The sequence below is a fragment of the Billgrantia lactosivorans genome (assembly GCF_003254665.1).
Classification (GTDB): Bacteria; Pseudomonadota; Gammaproteobacteria; order Pseudomonadales; family Halomonadaceae; genus Halomonas; species Halomonas lactosivorans.
Map to the genome: position 1 here is coordinate 337,680 of NZ_QHGY01000004.1, position 23,774 is coordinate 361,453.

21 protein-coding genes are annotated in these 23,774 nt (G+C 66.5%); 4 read left to right on the forward strand and 17 right to left on the reverse strand.

The features are described 5' to 3' along the window. Positions 1–4 precede the first annotated feature (4 nt). Positions 5–1,246, forward strand: coding sequence for a MerC family mercury resistance protein (locus tag DIS04_RS12040; protein WP_111414017.1), 1,242 nt, complete (start codon positions 5–7; stop codon positions 1,244–1,246). A gap of 67 nt (positions 1,247–1,313) precedes the next feature. Here DIS04_RS12040 and adhP read toward each other — a convergent pair whose 3' ends face one another. Both adhP and exaC read right to left on the reverse strand, forming a co-directional pair. Further along, positions 1,314–2,342, reverse strand: a complete 1,029-nt coding sequence (adhP, locus tag DIS04_RS12045; RefSeq protein ID WP_111414018.1) for an alcohol dehydrogenase AdhP — start codon at positions 2,340–2,342, stop codon at positions 1,314–1,316. Positions 2,343–2,481: 139 nt separating this feature from the next. Further along, positions 2,482–4,002: an acetaldehyde dehydrogenase ExaC gene (exaC, locus tag DIS04_RS12050; RefSeq protein ID WP_111414019.1), complete on the reverse strand. Its 1,521-nt coding sequence runs from the start codon at positions 4,000–4,002 to the stop codon at positions 2,482–2,484. Positions 4,003–4,136: 134 nt separating this feature from the next. Between exaC and DIS04_RS12055 the strand changes: the two genes are divergently transcribed. Then, the gene (locus tag DIS04_RS12055) at positions 4,137–4,802 is read left to right on the forward strand and encodes a LuxR C-terminal-related transcriptional regulator (protein WP_111414020.1); all 666 of its coding nucleotides are present in this window, start codon (positions 4,137–4,139) and stop codon (positions 4,800–4,802) included. Between the two features lie 17 nt (positions 4,803–4,819). Here the strand turns inward: DIS04_RS12055 and DIS04_RS12060 are convergent, their stop codons facing one another. The 10 genes from DIS04_RS12060 to DIS04_RS12105 form a co-directional block, all read right to left on the reverse strand. Further along, on the reverse strand, positions 4,820–6,148 hold the full coding sequence (locus tag DIS04_RS12060) for a hybrid sensor histidine kinase/response regulator (RefSeq protein ID WP_245904553.1): 1,329 nt from the start codon (positions 6,146–6,148) through the stop codon (positions 4,820–4,822). A 28-nt stretch (positions 6,149–6,176) separates the two neighbouring features. Next, the gene (gene nosP / locus DIS04_RS12065) at positions 6,177–7,364 is read right to left on the reverse strand and encodes a nitric oxide-sensing protein NosP (RefSeq protein WP_111414022.1); all 1,188 of its coding nucleotides are present in this window, start codon (positions 7,362–7,364) and stop codon (positions 6,177–6,179) included. Positions 7,365–7,430: 66 nt separating this feature from the next. Next, positions 7,431–9,614, reverse strand: coding sequence for an ATP-binding protein (locus DIS04_RS12070; protein WP_111414023.1), 2,184 nt, complete (start codon positions 9,612–9,614; stop codon positions 7,431–7,433). Between the two features lie 27 nt (positions 9,615–9,641). Then, on the reverse strand, positions 9,642–10,163 hold the full coding sequence (locus DIS04_RS12075) for a putative pterin-binding protein (protein WP_179951264.1): 522 nt from the start codon (positions 10,161–10,163) through the stop codon (positions 9,642–9,644). 120 nt (positions 10,164–10,283) lie between these two features. Continuing rightward, positions 10,284–11,096 carry a DUF2189 domain-containing protein gene (locus DIS04_RS12080; protein WP_111414024.1) on the reverse strand — a complete coding sequence of 271 codons (813 nt, stop codon included), beginning with the start codon at positions 11,094–11,096 and terminating at the stop codon, positions 10,284–10,286. A gap of 383 nt (positions 11,097–11,479) precedes the next feature. Beyond that, positions 11,480–11,908 (reverse strand): universal stress protein, encoded by a 429-nt coding sequence (locus tag DIS04_RS12085; RefSeq protein ID WP_111414025.1) that lies wholly within the window; start codon positions 11,906–11,908, stop codon positions 11,480–11,482. 12 nt (positions 11,909–11,920) lie between these two features. Continuing rightward, positions 11,921–14,518, reverse strand: coding sequence for a TRAP transporter permease (locus tag DIS04_RS12090; RefSeq protein ID WP_111414026.1), 2,598 nt, complete (start codon positions 14,516–14,518; stop codon positions 11,921–11,923). Between the two features lie 154 nt (positions 14,519–14,672). Continuing rightward, positions 14,673–15,653 carry a TAXI family TRAP transporter solute-binding subunit gene (locus DIS04_RS12095; RefSeq protein WP_111414027.1) on the reverse strand — a complete coding sequence of 327 codons (981 nt, stop codon included), beginning with the start codon at positions 15,651–15,653 and terminating at the stop codon, positions 14,673–14,675. Positions 15,654–15,940: 287 nt separating this feature from the next. Continuing rightward, on the reverse strand, positions 15,941–17,329 hold the full coding sequence (locus DIS04_RS12100) for a KamA family radical SAM protein (RefSeq protein WP_111414028.1): 1,389 nt from the start codon (positions 17,327–17,329) through the stop codon (positions 15,941–15,943). A gap of 201 nt (positions 17,330–17,530) precedes the next feature. Then, positions 17,531–17,761, reverse strand: a complete 231-nt coding sequence (locus DIS04_RS12105) for a DUF2798 domain-containing protein (RefSeq protein WP_111414029.1) — start codon at positions 17,759–17,761, stop codon at positions 17,531–17,533. A gap of 160 nt (positions 17,762–17,921) precedes the next feature. Here DIS04_RS12105 and DIS04_RS12110 point away from each other — a divergent pair, with 160 nt between their 5' ends. After that, entirely contained in the window at positions 17,922–18,446 is a 525-nt protein-coding gene (locus DIS04_RS12110; protein ID WP_111414030.1) for a macro domain-containing protein, read from the forward strand. Here the strand turns inward: DIS04_RS12110 and DIS04_RS12115 are convergent. The 3 genes from DIS04_RS12115 to DIS04_RS12125 all read right to left on the reverse strand — a co-directional run bounded on the left by DIS04_RS12115 (position 18,434) and on the right by DIS04_RS12125 (position 21,286). Then, a complete protein-coding gene (locus DIS04_RS12115; RefSeq protein WP_111414031.1) occupies positions 18,434–19,738 on the reverse strand; it encodes a TRAP transporter large permease in 1,305 nt (434 codons plus the stop codon). The genes DIS04_RS12110 and DIS04_RS12115 overlap by 13 nt on opposite strands. Next, on the reverse strand, positions 19,728–20,207 hold the full coding sequence (locus DIS04_RS12120) for a TRAP transporter small permease (protein WP_111414032.1): 480 nt from the start codon (positions 20,205–20,207) through the stop codon (positions 19,728–19,730). The genes DIS04_RS12115 and DIS04_RS12120 overlap by 11 nt, the downstream gene beginning before the upstream one ends. Before the next feature lie 68 nt (positions 20,208–20,275). Further along, positions 20,276–21,286: a DctP family TRAP transporter solute-binding subunit gene (locus DIS04_RS12125; RefSeq protein ID WP_111414033.1), complete on the reverse strand. Its 1,011-nt coding sequence runs from the start codon at positions 21,284–21,286 to the stop codon at positions 20,276–20,278. 196 nt (positions 21,287–21,482) lie between these two features. Between DIS04_RS12125 and DIS04_RS12130 the strand changes: the two genes are divergently transcribed. After that, positions 21,483–22,340, forward strand: coding sequence for a DMT family transporter (locus DIS04_RS12130; protein ID WP_111414034.1), 858 nt, complete (start codon positions 21,483–21,485; stop codon positions 22,338–22,340). Here DIS04_RS12130 and DIS04_RS12135 read toward each other — a convergent pair. Beyond that, the gene (locus tag DIS04_RS12135; protein ID WP_111414035.1) at positions 22,326–22,835 is read right to left on the reverse strand and encodes a DUF192 domain-containing protein; all 510 of its coding nucleotides are present in this window, start codon (positions 22,833–22,835) and stop codon (positions 22,326–22,328) included. The genes DIS04_RS12130 and DIS04_RS12135 overlap by 15 nt on opposite strands. Before the next feature lie 4 nt (positions 22,836–22,839). Then, positions 22,840–23,589 (reverse strand): GntR family transcriptional regulator, encoded by a 750-nt coding sequence (locus tag DIS04_RS12140; RefSeq protein ID WP_111414036.1) that lies wholly within the window; start codon positions 23,587–23,589, stop codon positions 22,840–22,842. Positions 23,590–23,774: the final 185 nt, after the last annotated feature.

The window sequence follows — 23,774 nt, forward strand, 5'->3', positions numbered from 1 at the left end:
CCTCATGGTGGCGATTCTCGGCTATTCGCGCCCGCAGATCATGGCGGCGGTACAGCAGATGTACACCGCCGTGGCGGAGGCCCCCGCCACGCCGTTTCACTTCCCGGTCGGCGCGGAGGCGAGCCGCCGCCTGGGCTATCCCCCCGAGCAGCTCGCCCCCCTGCCGGCCGAGGTACGCGACGCCTTCGCCGGGGTCGGCTATCCGTTCCGCGCCGGGGCCATCCAGCCCGGCGACCGGGTCCTCGACATCGGTGCCGGGGCCGGCGGCGATGCCCTGATCGCGCACCGCCTGGCCGGCCCGCAGGGGCGGGTCATCGCCCTCGACCTGACCGCGGCCATGACGCGACGGCTGCGACAGGCCACGGAGCGGCATGCCATCGAACGCCTCGGCGTGGTGCAGGGCTCCGCCGAGCAGCTGCCGCTGCCCGATGCCAGCATCGACTGCATCAGCAGCAACGGCGCCCTCAACCTGGTGCCGGACAAGCGCCGCGCGGTGGCCGAGATGTTCCGCGTGCTCAAGCCCCACGGGCGCGTGCAGCTGGCCGATGTGGTCATCCATCGCCCGGTGTCGGTGGATTGCCACGAGGACCCGCGCCTGTGGGTCGAATGCGTGGTGGGCGCCACGGTGGAGGAGGAGCTGCTGGCGCTGTTCGAGGAAGCCGGCTTCGAGGAAGTTACCGTAGTGGGCAGCCACGACTACTTCGCCCTTAGCCCCAGCGCCCAGACCCGTGAGATCGCCGCCGGCTTCGGCGCCCACTCGGTCGAGATCGGCATGCGCCGCGGCGGCAGCGCGCCGAGCTGGCTGCAGCGCTGGTGCCGGCGCCTCGATCCGCGGCGCTGGATGCGGCTGTGGTATCGCCGCGGCCTGCTCGGGATCCTGGCGCTGCTGCTGGCGCTGCTGAGCTGCTACGGCACCCTGGCGCTGCTGCTCCTGCTGCCGCTGCTGGGCGTCCACCTGGCCTTCGACGAAGGGCTCTGGGCCGGCGCCATCGCGGCGCTGGCGCTGCTTACCCTGGCCAGCGTGGTCGCCGGACTGCGGCGGCACAGTACTCCCTGGCCCAGCCTGGTGGGGAGTGTCGGTACGCTGCTCGTTCTCCATGCCCTGTTCGTCGATTACTCGATGACTCAGGAGTTCAGCGGCTTCCTGCTGCTGGGCGTGGCCGTGGCCTGGGACATCCGCGAGCGACGTCGCCACGAAGCGCGGGTGCTCGGGCTGGCCGAGGCAACTCTCGCCGAGCGGCCGTGAAGCTGAAAAAAAAGCGCGGCAATGGCCGCGCCTGAAGTCGCCATGGAAGGCGACGAGAGAGCAACCTTCAGCTCGCCATGTCCAGCACCACGCGACCCTCGATCTTGCCGTCGATCATGCGCTGGAAGACCTCGTTGATGTTCTCCAGGCGGTCGGTGCTCACCGTGGCCTTGACCTTGCCCTCGCCGGCGAAATCCAGCGACTCCTGCAGGTCCTGACGGGTACCGACGATGGAGCCGCGCACGGTGATGCCGTTGAGCACGGTCTCGAAGATCGGCAAGGGGAAATTTCCGGGCGGCAGGCCGTTGAGCGAGATGGTGCCACCGCGACGCACCATGCCCTGGGCCTGCTCGAAGGCCTTGGGCGATACCGCCGTGACCAGTACGCCGTGGGCGCCGCCGATGGCCTTCCGCAGGTAGGCCACCGGGTCGGTCTTGGCCGCATTGACGGTAACGCTCGCGCCGAGACGCTCGGCGAGCGCCAGCTTGGCGTCGTCGATGTCGACGGCGGCCACGTTGAGACCCATGGCCTTGGCGTACTGCACCGCCATGTGGCCCAGCCCGCCGATGCCCGAGATCACCACCCACTGGCCGGGGCGGGTGTCGGTCACCTTGAGCCCCTTGTAGACGGTGACGCCGGCGCACAGCACCGGGGCGATTTCGACGAAACCGACGTTGTCGGGCAGATGACCGGCATAGTCGGCCACCGCCAGGGTGTAGTCGGCGAAGCCACCATTGACCGAGTAGCCGGTGTTCTGCTGCGACTCGCACAGGGTCTCCCAGCCGCCCAGGCAGTGCTCGCAGTGGCCACAGGCCGAGTGCAGCCAGGGCACGCCGATGCGATCGCCCTCCTTGACGTGCTTGACGCCGGCCCCGACGGCGGCCACGTGACCCACGCCCTCGTGGCCGGGGATAAAGGGTGGGCTGGGCTTGACCGGCCAGTCGCCGTGGGCCGCGTGCAGGTCGGTATGGCACACGCCCGAGGCGGCGACCTTGACCAGCACCTCGCCGGGACCGGGGCGCGGCACCTCGACCTCCTCGAGTGTCAGCGGCTCACCGAACTTGCGAACCACGGCGGCTTTCATCGTCTTGTCCATTGTTGTCTCCCCTACTGGTAGATGACGGGCAGCAGGCAGCCACCCGCGGATCTCGCGGACTCGTCAGGGCTGCGGAACGGTCGACCGTTCTCGAATTAGACAAGGTTTGCCGCCCGGCTGGGCCGGGCGGCGGACGGGATCAGAAGAAGCCGAGCGGATTGATGTCGTAGCTGACCAGCAGGTTCTTGGTCTGCTGGTAATGCTCGAGCGCCACCTTGTGGGTCTCGCGGCCGACGCCGGACTTCTTGTAGCCACCGAAGGCGGCATGCGCCGGATACTGGTGGTAGCAGTTGGTCCACACGCGGCCAGCCTGGATGCCACGACCCATGCGGAAGGCGACGTTTATGTCGCGGCTCCACACGCCGGCGCCGAGGCCGAACTCGGTGTCGTTGGCGATGGCCAGCGCCTCTTCCTCGTCCTTGAAGGTGGTCACTGCCACCACCGGGCCGAAGATCTCCTCCTGGAACACGCGCATCTTGTTGTTGCCCTTGAGCAGGGTCGGCTGGATGTAGTAGCCCTTGTCGTAAGCCGGGTCGAAGCTCTCCTTGTTGCCGCCGGTAAGAAACTCGGCGCCCTCCTCGCGGGCGATGTCCATGTAGGACATGATCTTGTCGAACTGCTCCTGGGAGGCCTGGGCGCCGACCTGGACGTCGGTGTCCAGCGGGTTGCCGCGCTTGATCTTCTGCACCCGCTCCATGACCTTGGCCATGAAGGCGTCGTAGATGCTCTCCTGGATCAACGCCCGCGATGGACAGGTGCATACCTCGCCCTGGTTGAAGAAGGCCAGCACCAGGCCCTCGGCGGCTTTCTCGATGAAAGCCGGTTCGGCGTCCATGATGTCGGCGAAGTAGATGTTCGGCGACTTGCCGCCCAGTTCCACGGTGGAGGGGATGATGTTGTCGGCGGCGCACTTGAGGATGTGCGCACCCACCGGCGTGGAGCCGGTGAAGGCGATCTTGGCGATGCGCTTGCTGGTGGCCAGCGCCTGGCCCGCCTCGGCGCCGTAGCCGTTGACCACGTTGACCACGCCCGGCGGCAGCAGGTCGCCGATCAGCTTCATCAGCTCGAGGACCGAGGCCGGGGTCTGCTCGGCAGGCTTGAGCACCACGCAGTTGCCCGCGGCCAGCGCCGGGGCCAGTTTCCACACCGCCATCAGCAGCGGGAAGTTCCACGGGATGATCTGCCCCACCACGCCCAGCGGCTCGTGGAAGTGATAGGAGACGGTATTGGCGTCGATGTCGGCCGCGGTGCCCTCCTGGGCGCGGATGCAGCCAGCGAAGTAGCGGAAATGGTCGACGGCCAGCGGAATGTCGGCGTTGAGGGTCTCGCGCACCGCCTTGCCGTTGTCCCAGGTTTCGGCGACGGCCAGCATCTCGAGGTTCTGCTCGATGCGATCGGCGATCTTGAGCAGGATGTTGCTGCGCTCGGTGGCAGAGGTGCGGCCCCAGGCGGGGGCGGCGGCATGGGCGGCATCCAGCGCCTTGTCGATGTCCTCGGCGGTGGAGCGCGGAATCTGGCAGAACACCTCGCCGTTGACCGGGCTGACGTTGTCGAAGTACTGACCGTTGACCGGCGGCACGAACTCGCCGCCGATGTAGTTGCCGTAGCGCTGTTCGAAGGTAATGACGGAACCGGGCTGACCGGGATTGGCGTAGATCATGGCGTTGCTCCTGACTTATCGTTATGGGTAGGTGCCTACCCAGTGTTGGCCAGAATCACAAAGTGCGACATACTGCCGTGGCAGGAGACGGGCTCATCCCTTGGGAGGAGAGAGCGAAAGGAGAGAGGGCCGCAATGCCCCCGACACATACCTTGATGGTCGCCGACGACCATCCGTTGTTTCGCGAAGCCATCGGAGCCGTGATCGAGACGGGGCTGCCGGGGTGCCGACTGCTGGAGGCAGATAGCCTGGCCCGGGCCCTGGAGCAAGCTCAATGCCGGCAGGACATCGACCTGCTGCTGCTCGATCTCGACCTGCCGGATGCGGAAGGCCTATCCGGCCTGGCACAGCTGCGCGAGGCATTGCCTCAATTGGCGGTCGCCATCGTATCGGCCGAACAGGATCGACGAATCGTGCTCGATGCCATCGGCATGGGCGCGGTGGGTTACATCCCCAAGTCCACTCCCCGCACGACGCTACTCAATGCCCTGGCCCACATGCTCGAGGGCCAGGTCTATCTTCCTCCCGATATCATGCGCCGCCCTCCTGCTTCCGGCCCCGCGTCCCCACGCCAGGCAGAGACGGCCTTCGCCACCCACATCGGCTCGCTGACCGACAAGCAGCGAGAGGTCCTGGCCCTGATGATACGTGGTTACTCCAACAAGCTGATCGCCCGCGAACTCGATATCGCCGAGACGACGGTGAAGACACATGTTTCGGCCATCCTGCGCAAGCTCGGCGTCACCAGCCGGGTGCAGGCCATTGTGGCGGCAGGTGCCCAGGAAACGTACCACGGCTGACGGCCCCCGGCACGGCTCTAGCCTCGCTCTGCCCTCACCGAAGCGAGGCGTTGCAGCAGCAACATGCGCAAGCGCAGAGGCTTTAAAGGCTTGAGCAGGCAATCGAACCCTTCGCGACGTGCCCTGACCTTGAGGGCAGCGTCATGGTTAGCGGTAATCAATACGACCGGCAGTCCAGGACAACGTTGGCGCAGCTTGACTGCCACGGCGATGCCATCCTCGGCGCAGGCCATGTCGCTCAGGTGGTAGTCGATCAGCAGGATATCGGGAGGCGATTCTCTGCCCTGCCCATCGATCTCACCGAGCGAAGCCGCCGTGACGACCCGGCACCCCCAGCCGCACAAGAGCGCCTCCATGCCCTCCCGTATGGCCCTATCGTTATCGATCACCCACACCGTACCGCCAATCGATGGCGCAGCCGAGTCGTAGCGCGGCTTGGGCTCTGCACGATTCGCCGCGACCCGTGTGGCTCCCGCATAAGGCACCAGAATGGAAAACAGAGCCCCGTGCCCCGGTCGCGAAACCAGCCGCAGCGGGTGTTCCAACATGGCACTGATTCGATCGACAATGGCCAGCCCCAGGCCCAACCCGCGGTCACGTTCGTCCACGCTGTTACCAAGCCGGCGGAACTCCTGGAAAATCGCCTGCTGATGCGCCTCCTCGATGCCGGGGCCGGTATCGCCCACCACGATTTCGAGCCCCCCGGGCCGATGACGACAACCCAGCAGGATCCGCCCTTGCTGGGTATAGCGGATGGCGTTGGACAAGAAATTGCGCACTACTCGTGCCAGCAGCGCCAGATCCGATTCAATCATCTCTTGGCTGGCCACGTATCGCAGCGTCAGACCGCATACCGAAGCCATCTGACGGTACTCCTCGGCGAGCACGTCCAGCAGCTCATTGGCCCGGAACGGCGCCTTGTCCGGCTTGAGCAGCCCGGCATCGAGGCGTGAGATATCCACCAGCGTCCCGAGCAACGCCTCCACGTCCTTCAACGAACGGGCGACATTGCCAACCAGGCGGCGCGAAGGGTCAGGCAAGTCGTGCTCCTCGAGGGCACAGGTGAACAGGCGCGCCGCGTTCAGCGGCTGCAGCAGATCGTGGCTGACCGCCGCCAGGAAACGGGTCTTGGAGTGATTGGCGGCTTCTGCCTCGGCCTTGGCCTGGTGCAACTCGAGCAGGGTCTGCTGCAGCGCCTCGGTACGCTCGCGCACCTGTTCGGCCAGCAGCACGGTATGCTCGAACGCCGCGTATGGGGCTCCGCCCACGGTGCTACCGGCTTCCACCCGTTCGATCAGCGAGGCGCAGATGCGCCGCAACCGCAGGTTTTCTTGCTCGAGGGCCAAGGCTCTCTCTTCGGGGCTGCCGGCCGCCTCAGGTGGGCGGGAGAGATCCAATGGCGACCCCGGTGAAGGTCTGATTGAGGTGCATGCCATGGTACTGCTCTCCATAGGTATTGAAACCGATGACCCCGGCACGTCCGACAAGTCGGGACGCCTCTGCGACCTGACCCAGGCTCTCCAGTTCGAGCCTTCTCAGAAAGCAATCGCAGCCGAGTATCAAGGCCGGCTCGCCAAGCCGCTGTCGCAGCCCGGCCAGTACGCTTTCGAGCTCATCCAGCAACGGGGCAGGTCGCATGGCCGTCAGCACGATGCCGTTCTCGACGGCACAGTAGAAGCTGAGGCTGCCGTCATCGTTCACTCGCTGAATGGAGCGAACATAGTGGTGTTCGCCGATTCGCACGGCCAAGGGGTGTCGAGCAAAGATGTCAGGCGTCAATGCTTCGAGGGACATGCCCACCAAGCGGGCATACTCCTCGGCCGCCGGCGCAGCGTTGAGCTCCAGCACCCGGCGACGTTCAGTGTCGGCACGTGTCACCACCAGCTTCATCGCCTGAGGACGGAGATGGTGAGCAGTGAACACTTCGAACGGCAGTGGCGTGTGAAACATGACGACGACCGCCGCATCGCTATGGAAGCGTCCATCGAAGAAGACATGAGTATGGGCCAGGCGATTGTCGTCCCCGGCCGAGCCACCGAAACTCGGTATGCTGCCTAACGCCGTATCAAGCGTAGCCAGCACCTCCTCCTCGCTGCTGGAGAGCCCATCCAGCAGGGTCATGACGAAACGATTTCCGACGTGATCGCCCGAGGCCAAGCTTCGGCAATTCTCGAGCAGTCCGCCGATGAGTCGCTGGGCCTGAATCAGGTCGAAAGCGGCGAGATCGTCGATCAGGGCGCAGGAGAGGGAGAACCGCCGACGGCCGAATCCTATCGCCACGATACAGCCCCGGCAGTAACCTTTCGGCGTGATCTCTCCCGCCGTGGTGCATCCCGCCAGCTCCACGCCGGAAAAGGCCTCGCGCATGGCGCTTCCCAGGTCATCGAGAGCATACTCTGCGCTGCAGAAGAACAGCACGAAGCCCAGTTCAGGGCTTGCCAGCGCTTCGGCCAACTCGCGAGCCGCTGATTCAGGGTCATGCTGCTCGCTGAATGCGGTGCGAAGGGCTGGCTCAACGGCTCGGTGCCCCCGTCCCTCAGGTTTGACAGCGCATGGATCCATGACATCCCTCCGCGATTTCACTCAGTTTATGGCGTGGGGCGTGTCACAACGCAAGCTTCTGTCGCGCTACTCCTGGCGCTGACGCTCCCTCAGCCAGCGCTCCAGCGCCGCTACCGTGACGGGTATGTCGGCCAGCAGCCCGCGCAGTTCGATCGCCGCCTCGGTACGATGCTCGGCGTGGGCTAGCCGCTCCAGGCGTTGGGCGATGGCGGCCAGGTGCTGCCCGCCCAGACTCCCCGACTCGCCCTTGATGCGATGGGCCCCCTCCGCCAACGCCGCCATATCGCCTCGCTCCAGGGCTGCCTGCAGGTTGTCGGCATGCTGCTGCAACTGCTCGCGATGCACGGCGAACAGGGTGGCGAGCGCCTCTGCTCCCAGCGTTTCCTGCAGCTCGGAAAGCACGCTCTCATCGACGATGCCGTCCGGCGAGCCCTCGCCTGCCGACGGGAGCGAAGAATCGGGCTTCGCCCGCCCCGACAGGCCATGCCTGAGCGAAGCCGCCAGTTCGTCTCGCCGCAGCGGTTTCACCAGATAGTCGGTCATGCCCGCCGTCAGGCAGCGTTCGCGCTCCGCTCCCGGGCCGCCCGCGGTCATCGCCACGATCGGCACCCTGGCGCTCCAGCCGCCGGCCGCTCGCAGGCGCCGCGTGGTCTCCAGGCCGTCCATGCCGGGCATCTGCACGTCCATGAAGACCAGGTCGAAGGCCTCTCGGTCGGCCAGTTCGAGGGCCCTTCGCCCATTCTCCGCCACTCGGACATGACAGCCATGGCGTTCGAGCAGCGCCACCGCCACCTGCTGGTTCACCGGGTCGTCCTCGACCAGCAGCACCCTGCCGCTCACCTTGGTTTCCCGCAGCGCCGACTCGGGCCGCTCCGGCTCATGATCGCCATGGGCCGGCTCCAGCGGCAGCTCGATCCAGAAGCGGCTGCCCTGGCCGGGCTGGCTATCCACGCCGATCGTGCCGCCCATCGCTTCAGCCAGCCGCCGGCAGATCGCCAGGCCGAGCCCGGTACCGCCATAGCGCCTTGCCGTCGAGGCATCGCCCTGACGAAAGGGCTCGAAGAGCCAGCCAAGCTTGTCCTTCGGAATGCCGGGACCGGTATCGCAGACGGCCAGCCTGAGCCGCCCCTGCGCGCTCACCGTCGCCTCGACCCGCACCTCGCCTCGCTCGGTGAACTTGATGGCGTTGGAGAGCAGGTTGAGCAGTACCTGTCGCAGCCGGGTGGGGTCCCCCATGAGCTGCTCGGGCAGGGCCGGCGACAGGTGGTTCACCAGCTCAAGCCCCTTGGCCCGGGCGCGGGGGGCGAAGAGTTCGCAGGCATCCACGACCAGCGCCGCGAGGCGGAAGGGACGCCGCTCGAGCTCCAGCCTGCCCGACTCGATCTTGGAGAAGTCGAGAATGTCGTTGATCAGTTCCAGCAGGCGCGCCGCGCTGACGTGCAGGGTGCGGGCATATTCGCGTGACTGGGCATCGATCGGTTGCTCGAGCAGCAGATCGCTCATGCCGATGACGCCGTTGAGAGGCGTGCGGATCTCGTGGCTGACGGTGGCCAGGAACTCCGACTTCGACTGGCTGGCGGCCTCGGCCCGGCGGGCGGTGGCCTGCAGCTTGCGGCTCAGGGATTCGAGCGAGCGACGCGCCTCGGCGTTGTCACGCGCCTCGCGGACCAGGAACACGAACACCAGCAGGGCGGCCAGGCTCATGGCCAGGATCAGCGCCAGCAGCAGGGCGTAGAGGGTCTGCAGCACCTTCCGGTCTTGGGTAGTCGATTCGGCTAGATGGCCGTTGAGGGCGACGATCAGCTGTTCGGTCACGCCTCCCACTCGTTCGAGCCGATCGGACAGGACCCAACGCTCCCCCTCCCCCAGTTGGCCGATTTCGTCGAGCAGGCGATCGATGTCATCCATCATCACGACCAGATCGGACAGGAGCCGGTCGGCCTGGGGCATCTCGGCCAACAGCTGATTGACGTCGCCCCGCTGCAGCAGGTTGACGCGACTGTAGATCAGCTCGAAGCGCAGGCGCAGCGCTTCGAGGGAGCGGGCGTTCTCCGCTCGCAGCGCCAGGTCGCTGCGCATCTGGATGATGTCACGGTCGAGCTTGTAGGCGTGCCAGGTCGCATCGCCGACCACGCTATGATGAAGCTGCTCCTGGCGCCAGGCGGCCAGACCCACCACCACCAGGGCGGCAGTGAAGAACACCAGGGCTGCCGCCGCCCCCAGCTTCAGCCGTAGCGGGTAGCGCAACATGCGGCGGTGCCTCGCGTCGAGGCCGGGTTACGGGACATGGATGCTGCCCACGTGCCATACGGAGCGATGGCGAATGGTTTCGTTGTGCAACTCGGGGTGGTCGTCGAAGGGGTAGAGCACGAACATCGGCCCCAGGTCGCGCACCGCGATCGGCTCGCCGTCACGCTGGAGGGCGAGGATGACGTCATAGTCGTGAAAGTCGGTGATCGGCACTTCGGTTTCGTACTCGTTCAATGCCTGGATCCGCACATGGTCCCCCTGCGTGCCTGCCGCCTCCAGCAGGGCGCGAAGCAAGGGCCCCTCGAAGCGGCCGATACCCTCGGTCCAGGGTGTGCTCGTCTCGATCTCTCGCTGGGGAAGCGACATCAGCAGTTCCCGATCGAGCTGCAGTTCATCGCCAACATTGGGATGTTCGATGGCCCCCGTCACCCTGAGCAGGACTTCCCCCTGGGGAGGGGGTAGCGGATCGGCCATCACCGGCGACGAAACGCAGGCCAGGAGAAGCAGGCCAAGGGACAGGACGGTGGGACTGGGCCACGAAAAGGACATTGAGGGCTTCCATGTTCATTGCAAAGCCCCAAGCCTACGCGAATCCCAAGAAAAGTTCAGGTGGCACAACGCACGAGGCGAATGGCAGGAGGGGCGTGCCCCCTCCTGCGACGCCCATCCTCACGAAGCCTCGTCCTTGTGTTCACAGCGCACCAGGTCCTCGTAGGCATGCCAGCTGGCATGCCCCAGCACCGGCAGGATCAGCGCCAGGCCGATATAGAAGGTCAGCACCCCCACCAGGACGCTGGCGGTGAGAATGACGGCCCACAGCAGCATCGGCCGGAAGTTGCGGGCCACGGCGCGCACGCTGGCCTCGATGCCTTCCATGAAGGTCAGGTCCTGGTCCATCAGGGTCGGGATGGCCACCACGCTGATGGTGAAGGCGCCGAAGGCCAGCACCGCCCCCACCGCGGTGCCCACCGCGATCAGGCCGAGCCCGTCCGGGGTGGTCAGCAGCGAGGCGTAGAGCTCCGCCGCCCCGGGCGCCTCGAAGCCGAAGAAGAGCGCGAACAGCAGCGTGGCCAGGCGGATCCAGGCGAGAAAGAAGATCATCATCATCACGCCCATCATCGCCAGCTGCCCCGCATGCGGGCGCCAGGCTCCGAAGGCGTCACCCAGATGTGGCGCGCGGCCCTCCTCGATTGCACGACTGATGCCGTAGGAGCCGACCGCCACCAGCGGCCCGAGGAACATGAAGCCCGCCACCAGTGGCAGCAACCAGTGCCACAGGTCGAGCACGATGGCGCCGGCCGTGATGGCGATGCTCAGGCCGACCCAGAACATGCCGTAGGCGAGACTGACCGCGGCGGCCTGGCGGAAGTCCTCGAAGCCGGCCATCAGCCAGGCCCTGGGCCTGTCCATGCCGATCGGGTTGATGGTGATCTTGACGTTGGGAGCGGAGGGCTGTCCGGCGCTTCTTGTGGCTGCATTCATTGTCGTACCCCGTTTGGTCGCCATGAGAAGGACGATGCGAGCGTTTTACCGGCCGGGAGGTCCGGGTGACGTCTTGTTGTCGTACCACTCTACTGTAGTTGAGCGCGCTCAAGGCTGCCGCGCAAAGTTGTCAACGCAGCGAGCAAACCGCCCCCGTCTGGGCGGCGGTCAGGCGGCGCTCTTGGGCGCCTGGGAGGAAGCAAACGACGCGGTCGACGAGACGGCCGCCGACACGATCCTGGCGGGCGTCGCTCACGGGCAGGAGGGCTATTCCAAGGCGGCGGCCCGACGCCGCTCGCGTCACCGCAGCGAACACGCCACGGTCTTGCATGGCGCGATCCGCCAGGCCCCCGGGAGGGAGCCTGGCGTCGCGGCCCGCCGGCTCAGCGCACGATCATCACCGAGATCTTCGAGTGGTGCACCACGTGCTCGGCGTTAGGGCCCAACACGTAGTCGGCAAACTTGCGCTTGTTGTGCGAGGCCATCACGATCAGATCGACCTGGAGCTTCTTGGCCGCCTTGACGATCGCCTCCCACGGCGAGCCGTCGACGATCACCGACTGCACCTTGATGTCATCGGGCACGTGCTCCTGGATGAAGCGGTGCTGGGCCTGGGACAGCGCCTCGTGCGCCTTCTGCGCGAAGTCGCTCGGGAAGTAGGAGCCGACCAGTGGCATGTGGTAGTCCGGCAGTACCGTCACCACGTGCAGCGAGGCGCCGAAGGTACGGCACAGGGTCAGCGCCGTGGGTAGCGCCTTGGTCCAGGAGGATTCCTCGTTGAGGTCCACCGGCAGCATGATCTTGTCGTACATCTTCCCCCCTCCTCAAGCGGCTTGGGTCGTCGACGGCTGCTGCTGACGCCGCCGATGCTGAAGCAGGACCACCAGGCCGAACACCAGGAAGCCCGGCAGCCACATCCACTCCTTGGCCCAGCGATCCACCGGTGCCAGCACCTCGACGACCTCCTGGTCGAAGTCGAAGCCGAGATCCTCGGCCGTGCTGCCGAACTCGACGAAGTCCACGAGAGTCCGGTCGTCTTCGGTCAACAGCTCCAGGCCCAGTCGTTCCATGCGCTCCTCGGCACTGTCGCCGCGCGGTACCGGCACCAGGACGTAGGTCGTGATGGGGTCGCCGAAGGCATCCTCGCCGGCAATCTGCACGCGTAGCTGGCTGCCGTCGTCCACGCTGGCCAGCGCCTCGGCAAAATCCGCCGGCGGCACTGACTCGTAGGGGTCGTGGATCCGATCCATCCAGAAGCCGGGGCGGAACAGGGTGAAGGCCACCAGCAGCAGCAGGATCGATTCGTACCAGCGATTGCGTACCAGGAAGTAGCCCTGGGTACCCGCGGCGAAGATGAGCATGGCGATCGTCGCGATGACGAATATCACGATCCCCTGCAGCCAGTTCACATCGATCAGCAGCAGGTCGGTGTTGAAGATGAACAGGAACGGCAGCGCCGCGGTACGCAGGCTGTAGTAGAAGGCCTGGAAACCGGTGCGAAGCGGATCGCCGCCCGAGACTGCCGCCGCCGCGAACGACGCCAGCCCCACCGGCGGCGTGACGTCGGCCATGATGCCGAAGTAGAACACGAACAGGTGTACCGCGATCAGCGGCACGATCAGGCCGTTCTGCTGGCCCAGCAACACGATCACCGGCGCCATCAGGGCCGAGACCACGATGTAGTTGGCGGTGGTCGGCAGCCCCATGCCGAGGATCAGGCTGAGCACCGCGGTAAGCAGCAGGATCAGCATCAGATTGCCCATGGCCAGGACCTCGACCACATCGGCCAGTACCAGCCCCACACCGGTCTGCGATACCGCCCCCACCACGATGCCCGCCGTGGCGGTGGCGATACCGATGCCGATCATGTTGCGTGCCCCCGCGACCAGACCGTCCCACAGGTCGAATACCCCCTCCTTGAGGTCCGCCGCGATCCGGCTGCGGCCGCGGAACAAGGCGATGATGGGACGCTGGGTGAGCATGATGAAGATCATGAACACCGTGGCCCAGAAGGCCGAAAGCCCCGGCGACAGCCGCTCTACCATCAGGCACCAGACCAGCACGACCACCGGCAGGATGTAGTGCAGCCCGACCATCACCGTGGGTCGGGTCTGGGGCAGGGTCACCACCTGGGAGGTGGGATCGTCGAGCTCCAGCTCGGGGTAGTACGAGCCGAGCTTGAGCAGGCCCACGTAGACGACGGCCAGCATCACGCCCACCACCCACGGGGTGGCTTCGCCGAGCACCGGCTTGAGCCAGCCCAGGCCGTAGTAGACCGCGAAGGAGAGCGCCATCAACAGGATCAGGCCGGTCAGGAAGCCGATCGCCTTGTTGAGGAAGGGGCGCACCGGGTTGTTCGACGGCAGGCCCTTCATGTCGGCCTTGAGCGCTTCGAGGTGGACGATGTAGATCAGCGCGATATAGGAGATCACCGCCGGCAGGAAGGCATGCTTGATCACCTCGACGTAGGAGATGCCGACGTATTCGACCATCAGGAAGGCCGCGGCCCCCATCACCGGCGGCATGATCTGGCCGTTCACCGACGACGACACCTCGACCGCGCCGGCCTTCTCGGCGGAAAAGCCCACCCGCTTCATCATGGGGATGGTGAAGGTGCCGGTGGTCACGGTATTGGCGATCGACGAACCGGAGATCAGGCCGGTCATGCCCGAGGCGACGACGGCGGCCTTGGCCGGCCCGCCCTTGTAGTGGCCGAGCAGCGAGAAGGCGACCTTGATGAAATAGTTGCCGGCACCGGCCTTGTCGAGCAGGGCGCCGAACAGCACGAAGAGGAACACGAAGCTGGTGGAGACCCCGAGCGCGATGCCGAATACGCCCTGGGTGGTCAGCCACTGGTGATTGATCAGGCCGTTCAGGCTGACCCCGCGATGGGCCAGGATCCCCGGCATGTAGGGGCCAAACAGCGAGTAGAGGATGAACACCGACGCGACGATGGCGAGCGGTGGCCCCAGCGCCCGTCGAGTGGCTTCGAGCAGCACCAGGATGCCGACCACGCCCACGATCACGTCCTGCAGAATCGGCGAACCGGGACGATTGGAGAGTTCGGCGTAGAACAGATAGATGTAGGCAGCGCAGAAGGCGCCCACCAGCCCCAGCACCCAGTCCTGCAAGGGAATGCGGTCGCGGGGAGAGCGCTTCAGCGCCGGGTAGGCCATGAACGCCAGCAGGGTGGCGAAGGCCAGGTGAATCGAGCGCGCCTCGGTCGCATTGAACACCCCGAAGCGAACGATGTAGGGCAACGGCGAGGCAATCCAGAGCTGGAACAACGACCAGGCGGCTGCCAGGCCGACCAGTATCTTGCCCGGCGCCCCGACGGGCTTGCGCGCCCCGCTGTCGGTCGAGGCGACCATGTCATCCAGATCCACCTCTGGCCTGTGTGGATTCGTCTTTTCGTCAGTCATCGCCGTCGTGCTCCACGATCGCTTCAGCCCTTGTGGCTCCCCCGCCGTGTTGCGGGATCGGTACGTCCAAGAGTCTGTGCCTGTCCAAACGGATGCGCGGACCTCCAGGGTCCGCGCATCTCACCTGAGGGCAATATCACCCCTCAATGCCGTATCACTCGATCCAGCCACGCTCACGGTAGTAGCGCTCGGCACCCTCATGCAGCGGTGCGGTAAGGCCTTCGGAGATCATCTCCTCCTCTTCGAGGTTCTCGAATGCCGGGTGCAGGCGCTTGAAGCGATCGAAGTTCTCGAAAACCGCCTTGACGGTCTCGTAGACGACTTCCTCGTCGACGTCGGCATGGGTGACGAAGGTCGCCGCCACGCCGAAGGTCTCGACTTCCTCATCGTTGCCGCGATACAGGCCGCCGGGGATGACCGAGCGGGTGTAGTACGGGTGCTCTTCGATCAGCGCGTCGATCTCGTCGCCGGTGACCGGGATGAGGCGTGCGTCAATGGTGGTGGTGGCTTCCTGGATGGAACCGTTGGGATGCCCGACCACGTAGACCATGGCATCGATGTTGTTGTCGGCCAGGGCCGCGGCCTGCTCGGCGGCATCGAGCTGCGAGGCCAGCGAGAAGGTATCGGTATCCCAGCCCATCGCCTCCATCACCACATTCATGGTGTTGCGCTGCCCGGAGCCCGGGTTGCCGATGTTGATGCGCTTGCCGGGGAAGTCGGTGAAATGCTCGATGCCGGAATCGGCCCGTGCCACCACGGTCAGCGGCTCGCCGTGCATGGTGAAGACGGCACGCATGTCCTCCCAGGCGCCATCGGATTCGAAGTTCTCCTCGCCGTTATAGGCAAGATACTGCACGTCGGACTGCACCACGCCCATGTCCAGCTCGCCGCTGCGCATGCCGTTGACGTTGGCAACGGAGCCGCCCGTCGACGGGGCGTTACAGCGAATGTTGTGTTCGTCGCTGCCGCGATTCACCATGCGGCAGACGGACTGGCCCACCACATAGTAGACGCCCGTCTGGCCGCCGGTACCGATCGTGATGAAGCGTTCCTGAGCCACCGCCGGCGCGGAGAACATGGCGGCGCCCAGAAGCGCTCCCGAGAATGCTGCCGCGGAAAATGCATGGCGTTTCATTAACACACCTCTTTGACGTTATTGGCTAGCCGTCATTACTGACGAGCATGATCCCTGAGTAGCCAGGCGTTGAGACCACTGGCTGGCGGAAACAACCGCTCCCCTCTACTTTAGCGAAAAAAACGTCGCAACGATGGGTCTTTTTCAACTGAGTTAATTTTAGTCGCACTTTTCGTTAAGTGTACGTTAATTCCTGATATGCATGCCCCATGAGCGCTCTGAACCGCCATGTGCCGGCCTCGCGGCGGGCTGGAGGCGCCGCCGGCTGAACGCGAGACTCGATGTGGCTAGCTCGCCTTCAGGATCAGCGCCTGCTTTTCCTCCTTCATGGCGTCGAACGCGGCCTCGAAGAAGAACTCGCGCTCCCCCAGCGCCGGCTCCAGGTGGTTGAGCCAGGTGGCGGCCTCGTCGTACTTGGCGAAGAAGGGCCGCTGCACCCAGTCGGCGTCGCGGCCCTGGATGAAGCGCAGCACGAAGACCTTCTCGCCGTTGATCTCGGTGACGCCCTGGATCTCCACCTTGCCCGGATCGGCGGACATCGACGGCCCACGGGCCGTTCGCGCCAGGCCCGGCACCGCCTTGATCGCCTCGCGATAGATCTCCCAGGCCTTGACCAGCGGCACCTCGAAGTAGTGGCGGGCGCCGGTGTCGCGCTCGACGAACAGGTAGTAGGGGATCATTCCCAGGCGTACCTGGGTGGTCCACATTCTCGCCCACTGGCCGGCGTCGTCGTTGATGTGCTTCAGGAGCGGCGCCTGGGTGCGAATCTCGGCGCCGGTGGCGCGAATGCGGCGGATCGCCTCGCGGCAGACGGGCGTCTCCATCTCCTTCCAGTGGTTGAAGTGCGCCATGAAGGCGACGTGCTTGCCGGCCTGAACCAGCTCGCGGAAGAGCGCGAGGATGTCCTCGGCGTCCGGGTCGGTGACGAAGCGGTAGGGCCAGAAGGTCAGGCTCTTGGAGCCGATGCGGATGTCCTGGACGTGGTCCAGCTCCGGCGTCATCAGACCCTCCAGGTACATCCTCAGGTGCTTGGCCTTCATCACCATGGGGTCGCCGCCGGTCATCAGCAGGTCGGTGACCTCGGTGTGCTCGGCGAGATAACGGTGCAGGGAGTCCGCCTCGCTTGCGGCGAACTTGAGGTCCTTGTCGCCGACGAACTGCGCCCAGCGGAAGCAGAAGGTGCAGTAGCTGTGGCAGACCTGGCCCTGGCTGGGAAAGAACAGCACGGTTTCGTGGTACTTGTGCTGCATGCCCGGCACCGGTTCGCCGTCGAGCAGCGGCAGGTTGAGGTCCATCTGCCCCGCCGGGTGGGGGTTGAGCTCACGGCGAATGCGCTCGATCACCGGCTTCATCTCGGCAGCGTCGGCGTCGCGACGAACCAGCTCGGCCACCTCGGCAAAGTGTTCCGGCCGCAGCATGCCACGCTGGGGAAAGGTGAGCTGGAACACCGGGTCGGCCGGCACGTCGTCCCAATCGATCAGTTCGTCGATGACGTACTGATTGACACGAAACGGCAGCACCTGGCTGACCACCCGCATGTCGAAACGCAGGTCTTCAGGCAGACGCTGGATCGCCTCGATCCTGTCCAGCTGGCGATGGGTATAGACCTTGAATTGACGGGCCTCGATGGCCTCGGTTCCGGCATTGCCGAGGTCGATGTTCACACGCTGATTCATTGTCTCCTCCTGTTGTCATGGGCCTGGGACGGCGGCTCTGCGCTGTCGCGCAAAGCCGTCGCCACACCGACCTGGGATCGGCGAGCCGTGGCTTGTCGGGGGAGCACATTGGTACCGCCTGGGCAGGCGAGTTGCAAGTTTTTGCTGCGATCTGCAACGAATGTCACGCAAAAGTACTGGATACGTAACGATATGTCCCGCTCACTCCCTGTGCGCCAGCCACCCCACCAGGCGCTGCAGGCGCGGTGCGCCGATCAGGATGAGTGCAAAGGCGATCGGCCAGGCGATGTAGAAGGCGCGCCACCAGCGCGCGGTAAAGCCGGCGCCGAGCCCGGTATTGACCCAGGTGATGACGAAGGTCATCAGGGTGACCATGTAGAGGGACATCAGCACCGCGAAGGTCAGCGGCGCATAGCGAGGAGGTAACCGCATGCTCAGGTCCACGTTTGCGAAAAGGCTGATGAGTTGAGCGCGAAGCTCGCCACCGCGGCGCGCCACTGCATCACCGCGGTGCGCTGCCGCCGACACCCGCACTTGAATGACCGCGGCACCGCCGACCAGACTGACGCTATCATCCCCAAGGAGAGTGCCCATGCCCACCCAACTGGAATGTTGCCAGGGCGATATCGCCCATCAGCCCGACATGGACGCCGTGGTCAATGCCGCCAATGCGGAGCTGCGCCCCGGCGGCGGCGTGGCCGGCGCCCTGCATCGGGCAGCCGGGCCGCAGCTCGACCGGGCCTGCCGGCCACTGGCCCCGATCGAACCCGGCCAGGCCGTGATCACCGAGGCCTTCGAGCTGCCCAACCGTCACGTCATCCACTGCCTGGGCCCGGTCTACGGGCGCGACAAGCCGGAGGCGGAGCTGCTCGCCGCCTGTTACCGCAACGCCCTCGAGCTGGCCGAGCAGCACGGCCTTGTCAGCGTTGCCTTCCCTGCCCTGTCGGCGGGCGCCTTCGGCTACCCGCTCGAGGCGGCCGCCCGCGTGGCGCTGGAGACCGTCCAGGCGACCCTGCCCGCCTGCCCGGGCATCGAGCGGGTGCGCTTCGTGCTGTTCGACAAGCGAAGCGCGGAGGTCTTCGAGCGCACCCTGGCCGCCCTGGATCAGGCGTTGTAGCCGAGGGTCCTCGGCAGCCACAGCGCGATGCCGGGGAAGAGCGCGACCAGCGCCAGCGCGGCGGCCATGGCCAGCACGAACAGCAGCGCCCAGCCCAGGGTCTGCTCGAGGCGGATCCTGGCGATCTCGGTGGTCACCATCAGGTTGACCGCCACCGGTGGCGTGAACTGGCCGATGGCGATGTTCATCGCCAGCAGGACGCCGAACCACACCGGGTTCCAGGCGAAGTGCTGCATCACCGGGATCAGGATCGGCATCATGATCAGGTAGATCGAGATGGCATCGAGCAGCATGCCTGCCAGCAGCACCGCCAGCATGATCAGGATCAGCAGCAGCACGCCATTGTCGGTCAGGCCGATGATCCACTCCGCCAGGTGGCGGAAGGTGCCGAGCATGGTGCCGGCCCAGGCGAAGATGCCGGCGAGGGCGATGATCAGCATCACCACCCCGGAGATCACCGCCGCCTCGCCGAACAGGTTCCACAGGTCGCGCCAGCCGATCTCGCGGGTCAGGAACAGCCCCACCAGGGCGCCGTAGGCCACCGCCACCACGGCCGCCTCGGTGGGCGTGAACAGCCCCGAGCGCAGCCCGCCGAGGATCAGTACCGGGGCGAACAGCGCCGGCAGGGCCTGCTTGAAGGTCGTGCCCACCTCGAGGCGTTCGGCACCCGCCACCGGCGTGCCGCCCTCCCAGCCATAGCGCCTCGACACCAGCAGCGCCGGCACCAGCAGCGCCAGGCCGGCGAGGATGCCGGGGAAGAGTCCGGCGGCGAACAGCGCGCGCAGGTCGACCCCGGGCACCACGATGGAATAGAGAATCAGCGCCACCGAGGGCGGGATCAGGATCGCCGTGGAAGCGGAAGCGGCGATCAGCGTGGCCGAGAAGGGCTTGGGGTAGCCCGCCCGGGTCATGCTCGGCAGCATCACCATGGCCACCGCGGCGGCGTCGGCCGGGCCGGAGCCGCTCATGCCGCCCATGATCATGCACACCAGCACCGCCACCAGCGCCAGGCCGCCGTGACGCGGTCCGATCAGGGCCTGGGCGAAGCGTACCAGGCGCAGCGCCACCCCGGCGCGCTCGAAGATCAGCCCGGTCATGATGAACAGCGGAATGGCGATCAGCGGATACTTGGCGATGCTGTTGTAGGTGTTGGTGCCGAGCGTGGCCAGCATCGCCGGCGAGAGGCCCGAGACGATGCCCACCGCTCCGGCCAGGGCCAGCGAGAAGGCCACCGGCACGCCGGCGATCAGCAGTCCGGCGAAGGCCAGGATCATCCACAGGTCAGGACTCATCGTCGAGCCTCCCGCGCAGGCGGTCGACGGTCTGCTGGATCAGGCGCACCAGCATCGCCGCGGTCAGCAGCGGCAGCCAGACGAGATACCACCACTGGGGCAGGCCCAGCCCCGGCGACAGCGACTGCCACTGGTACTCCTCCCAGGTCAGCTTGGCGCCGAACCAGGTGATCAGCCCAAGCACGATGGCCCCGCACAGCCCCTGGAAGAGAATCAGCGCCCGTCGCGGCCCGGGCGGCAGCGCGCGCTCGAGCAGCCCGATGCGGATATGGCCGTTGCGCCGCAACGCCACGGAAGCGCCGGTAAAGGTCAGCACCACCAGCAGGAACACCGAGAACTCCTCGGTGAAGGCCAGCGACCCACCGGTCACGTAGCGGGTCACGACATTGCCCAGGCTGATCAGCGAGATGATCGCCAGCGCCAGCGCGCCCAGCCAGCGTTCCGGCCTGGCGTCGGGAGAGAATTTCATCGAAGCCTCGCGGTAACGGGCCCGGCGTCGGCGACGCCGGGATCAGGCTTGTTTCGACACGGTGGGGCTCAGCGAGCCTCGATCGCCTCACGCGCGGTATCGACCAGGTCCTGCCCGATACGCGGGATCCACTTGTCGTGCACGCTCTGGGTGGCGTTGACGAACGCCCCGTGCTGCTCCGCGGTGAGCTCGGTGACCTCCACGCCGCGCTCCTGGATGGCGGCCAGGCGTTCGCTCTCCTGCTCGCGGGTCATCTCGATCTCCCACTGGCCCGCCTCGATGGCGGTCTCGCGCAGGATCTCGCGCTCCTCTTCGGAGAGCGTCTCCCAGACCTGCTGGTTGACGGCGAAGATCAGCGGATCGTTCATGTAGTTCCACAGGGTCAGGTACTCCTGGCCCACCTGATCGATGCGCGCCACGTCGAAGACCGAAAGCGGGTTCTCCTGCCCGTCCACGGCGCCGGTGGTCAACGCCGGCTGGGCGTCGGTCCAGCTCATCTGGGTCGGGTCGGCCCCCAGCGCCGTGAAGGTGTCCTGGAACAGCGGCGAGCCGACCACGCGGATCTTCAGCCCGTCGAGATCCTCGGGCGAGTCGATGGGCCCGCGCGAATTGGAGAGCTGGCGGAAACCGTTCTCGCCCCACGCCAGCGGAATCACACCGCGCGTTTCGATGGCCTCGAACACCATCTCGCCGGCCGCACCGCCGGTCACGGCATCCACGGCGGCCTCGTCGGGCATGAAGAACGGCAGCGAGAAGAGGTTGAGCTCGGGCACCTGCGGCGACCAGTTGATGGTCGAGCCGACGGCCATGTCGATCAGGCCCGAGCGCATCGCCGAGAACTCGCGCGTCTGGTCGCCGTTGACCAGTTGCGAGTTGGGATAGACGCGCAGGGTGAGTTCGCCGTCGGTGCGCTCCTCCACCAGCTCGGCCCACTTCTCGGCCGCCTGCCCCCAGGGGAAGGCATCGGGGAGCACGGTGGAGATGGAGAGTTCACGCGCCTGGGCGGAGAGCGCAGCGCCCAGCACGGCGGCACCGGCCACCGCAGCGGCGAGACGGGAGATACGGCTTGCTGAATTCATGACGTGTCCTTGCAGCTGAGGCCGGTTGCGATATGGCCGGCCGTGATTATCGTTCTGGCGGGCATCGACGAGAGCATCACCACGCCTCGACATTCTACGACGTCGTGCGTTGAATGGTAGCCCGTTAACGATATGGGACGACGCGCGGGTACGCGACTGCTACCCTCGCCGGGGCAAATACTGGAGGGAACCTGCCGTGCCGCTGCGTGACCTGCTGCTGGGCCTCTCGATCGTGGCGATCTGGGCCCTGAACATCATCGTCATCAAGCTGGGCGTGCAGGAGCTGCCCCCCTTGCTGCTGACCACCCTGCGCTTTCTGCTGGTCGCCGCCCTGCTGGTGCCCTTCCACCCCGTGGCCCGTCACCAGTTGCCCTTCCTGCTGCTGCTGTCGGCGACCTTCGGCACCCTGCACTTCGCCCTGCTGTTCATCGGCCTGGGCCAGGCGGAGGCCGGCACCGGGGCGCTGCTGGTACAGATGGGCACGCCCTTCGCCACCCTGCTGGCGGTGATCTTCCTGGGCGAGAGGCTGAGCCCCAAGCGGCTGGCCGGGCTCGCGCTGTCGTTCGGCGGCGTGGTGGTCCTGGCCGGCGGACCCAGCCTGCCTTCGCCGCTGCCCATGGCCCTGCTGTTGCTCAGCGCCTTCGGCTGGGCGGTCTCGCAGCTGCTGATCAAGAAGGGACCCAGCCTGGCACCCATGGCGCTGGCCGGCTGGACCGCGCTGTTCGCCGTGCCCCAGGTGGCGCTGGGCTCCTGGTGGTTCGAGCAAGACCAGTGGCTCGCCGTGACCCAGGCCGGCTGGTACGGCTGGGGCGCGGTACTCTACACGGCGGTGATGTCGTCGATCGTCGCCTACGGCATGTGGTACGGCCTGCTGCGTCGGCATCCCGTCAGCCGGCTCGCGCCGCTGAGCCTGCTGGTGCCGGCGGGCGCGGTGTTCCTCGGCATCGTGCTGCTGGACGAGACGCTCAACGCCCATATCGTCCTGGGCGGGGCCATGGTCATCGCCGGGGTGGGGCTGATCGTGGTTCGCTTTCGCGCTCTACTCGGCCGCTGACCGGCAGCCACTCCGGCGCCCGGGCCAGCTGACGCAGTCGCCCTCCTCGATGCCGCGCGCCTCGAAGTAGCCGGCGTTGACCTCCAGCGCGGCATGGTAGGCGGCACCGGCCACGGTGACCGGGCAGTCGTAGGGGCTGCGTGACGGGCACGGCTGCATGGTGTGCAGGGCGACGATGCGCCCTGCGGCGTCGAGGAAGGCGATGTCCAGCGGAATGCGGGTGCGGTACATCCAGAAGCCTGCCCGTGACGACTGGACCTCCTCGTAGAGGAACAGCATGCCGGCGTCGGCGTCGAGATGGTCGCGCTCCATCAGGCCCCGGCGCCGTTCCGCCGGGGTGCGTGCCAGCTCCACCTCCAGCCGGTGGCGCTCGCCGCCCGCCTCGATTTCCAGCGGCGCGCGCTGGAGCGTCGCCGCCACGTCGGCCGCGGCAGGCGGCTGCCAGGCCAGCAGCAGCGCCAGCCAGGCGACGGGTAGCATACGCTTGGCAGGCATCTCGTCACTCCTTGCCCAGACTGGCCACGGCGCCCTCCCGCTGGCCGAGGATCGCCATCAGGTCGATGCGCGTTTCGCGGGTAGTGAGATCGAGCAGCCCCTCCAGTGCCTGCAGATGGTCGTGGATGCAACGCCGCGCAGCCTCGCCGTCGCCGCTGCGCAGGTGGGCGAGCAGCGTCGGGTGGTCCTCGGCCAGGTAGCAGCTGGCCAGCCCCGCCCGCTTGTACAGCGCGATGACGATGGAGGTGCGCAGGATCAAATCGGTGAGCATGGCGCCCAGTACCCGGTTGGGAGAATGTTCGGCAAGCAGGTGATGGATGGCCAGCGAATGCTCGATGCGTGACGGTTCGTCGCCACGGGCATGCGCCTCGGCCTCGCGCGCGACCAGCGTGGCGATATCCTCGAGCAGCGCCTCGTCGAGGCTCCCCGCCAGCAGCGCAGCGACCTCGCCTTCCACCAGGCGGCGGGCGGCGAAGGTCTCTCGGGTCTCCTCGATGCTCGGCGCCCGTACCCGGGCGACCTGGTTGGGCTGCTGGCTGACGACGTGATCGGCGGCCAGCCGGGTCAGCGCCTTGCGCACCACCGAGCGGCTGACGCCGAAGATCTCGCCCAGTGCCACTTCGGGCAGGCGCGTACCCGGCGGCAGGCGCTGGGTCAGAACGGCACTGCGCACCTTGTCGACGATGAAGCGGTCGCTGATCCGCCCACCGGCACGCGTCGCGGCGGCAATCTCCTCCTGCCAGCTGGTGCTCATGGTAGCCTCTCGTCCCTTTCGCTCATGGGCTTACCTTCGCACGTTTCCCCCATCCTGGCCACAAGAAAGCCGCCTTCCTGTATACAAAGCGATCAGGCCGGGCAGTGCCGCTCCCCCACGTCGAGTATCTTCATCGTGTTGGTCCCGCCGTGGGCGTTCATGTGGTCGCCCCGGGTCAGGATGAC

What these genes read in the sequence shown, in the direction of transcription:
- DIS04_RS12040 (WP_111414017.1), top strand. Translation starts at nt 5, where the DNA reads ATGGTGGCGATTCTCGGCTATTCGCGCCCGCAGATCATGGCGGCGGTA.
- adhP (WP_111414018.1), bottom strand. Translation starts at nt 2,342, where the DNA reads ATGGACAAGACGATGAAAGCCGCCGTGGTTCGCAAGTTCGGTGAGCCG.
- exaC (WP_111414019.1), bottom strand. Translation starts at nt 4,002, where the DNA reads ATGATCTACGCCAATCCCGGTCAGCCCGGTTCCGTCATTACCTTCGAA.
- DIS04_RS12055 (WP_111414020.1), top strand. Translation starts at nt 4,137, where the DNA reads ATGCCCCCGACACATACCTTGATGGTCGCCGACGACCATCCGTTGTTT.
- nosP (WP_111414022.1), bottom strand. Translation starts at nt 7,364, where the DNA reads ATGGATCCATGCGCTGTCAAACCTGAGGGACGGGGGCACCGAGCCGTT.
- DIS04_RS12070 (WP_111414023.1), bottom strand. Translation starts at nt 9,614, where the DNA reads ATGTTGCGCTACCCGCTACGGCTGAAGCTGGGGGCGGCGGCAGCCCTG.
- DIS04_RS12075 (WP_179951264.1), bottom strand. Translation starts at nt 10,163, where the DNA reads ATGTCCTTTTCGTGGCCCAGTCCCACCGTCCTGTCCCTTGGCCTGCTT.
- DIS04_RS12080 (WP_111414024.1), bottom strand. Translation starts at nt 11,096, where the DNA reads ATGAATGCAGCCACAAGAAGCGCCGGACAGCCCTCCGCTCCCAACGTC.
- DIS04_RS12085 (WP_111414025.1), bottom strand. Translation starts at nt 11,908, where the DNA reads ATGTACGACAAGATCATGCTGCCGGTGGACCTCAACGAGGAATCCTCC.
- DIS04_RS12090 (WP_111414026.1), bottom strand. Translation starts at nt 14,518, where the DNA reads ATGACTGACGAAAAGACGAATCCACACAGGCCAGAGGTGGATCTGGAT.
- DIS04_RS12095 (WP_111414027.1), bottom strand. Translation starts at nt 15,653, where the DNA reads ATGAAACGCCATGCATTTTCCGCGGCAGCATTCTCGGGAGCGCTTCTG.
- DIS04_RS12100 (WP_111414028.1), bottom strand. Translation starts at nt 17,329, where the DNA reads ATGAATCAGCGTGTGAACATCGACCTCGGCAATGCCGGAACCGAGGCC.
- DIS04_RS12105 (WP_111414029.1), bottom strand. Translation starts at nt 17,761, where the DNA reads ATGCGGTTACCTCCTCGCTATGCGCCGCTGACCTTCGCGGTGCTGATG.
- DIS04_RS12110 (WP_111414030.1), top strand. Translation starts at nt 17,922, where the DNA reads ATGCCCACCCAACTGGAATGTTGCCAGGGCGATATCGCCCATCAGCCC.
- DIS04_RS12115 (WP_111414031.1), bottom strand. Translation starts at nt 19,738, where the DNA reads ATGAGTCCTGACCTGTGGATGATCCTGGCCTTCGCCGGACTGCTGATC.
- DIS04_RS12120 (WP_111414032.1), bottom strand. Translation starts at nt 20,207, where the DNA reads ATGAAATTCTCTCCCGACGCCAGGCCGGAACGCTGGCTGGGCGCGCTG.
- DIS04_RS12125 (WP_111414033.1), bottom strand. Translation starts at nt 21,286, where the DNA reads ATGAATTCAGCAAGCCGTATCTCCCGTCTCGCCGCTGCGGTGGCCGGT.
- DIS04_RS12135 (WP_111414035.1), bottom strand. Translation starts at nt 22,835, where the DNA reads ATGCCTGCCAAGCGTATGCTACCCGTCGCCTGGCTGGCGCTGCTGCTG.
- DIS04_RS12140 (WP_111414036.1), bottom strand. Translation starts at nt 23,589, where the DNA reads ATGAGCACCAGCTGGCAGGAGGAGATTGCCGCCGCGACGCGTGCCGGT.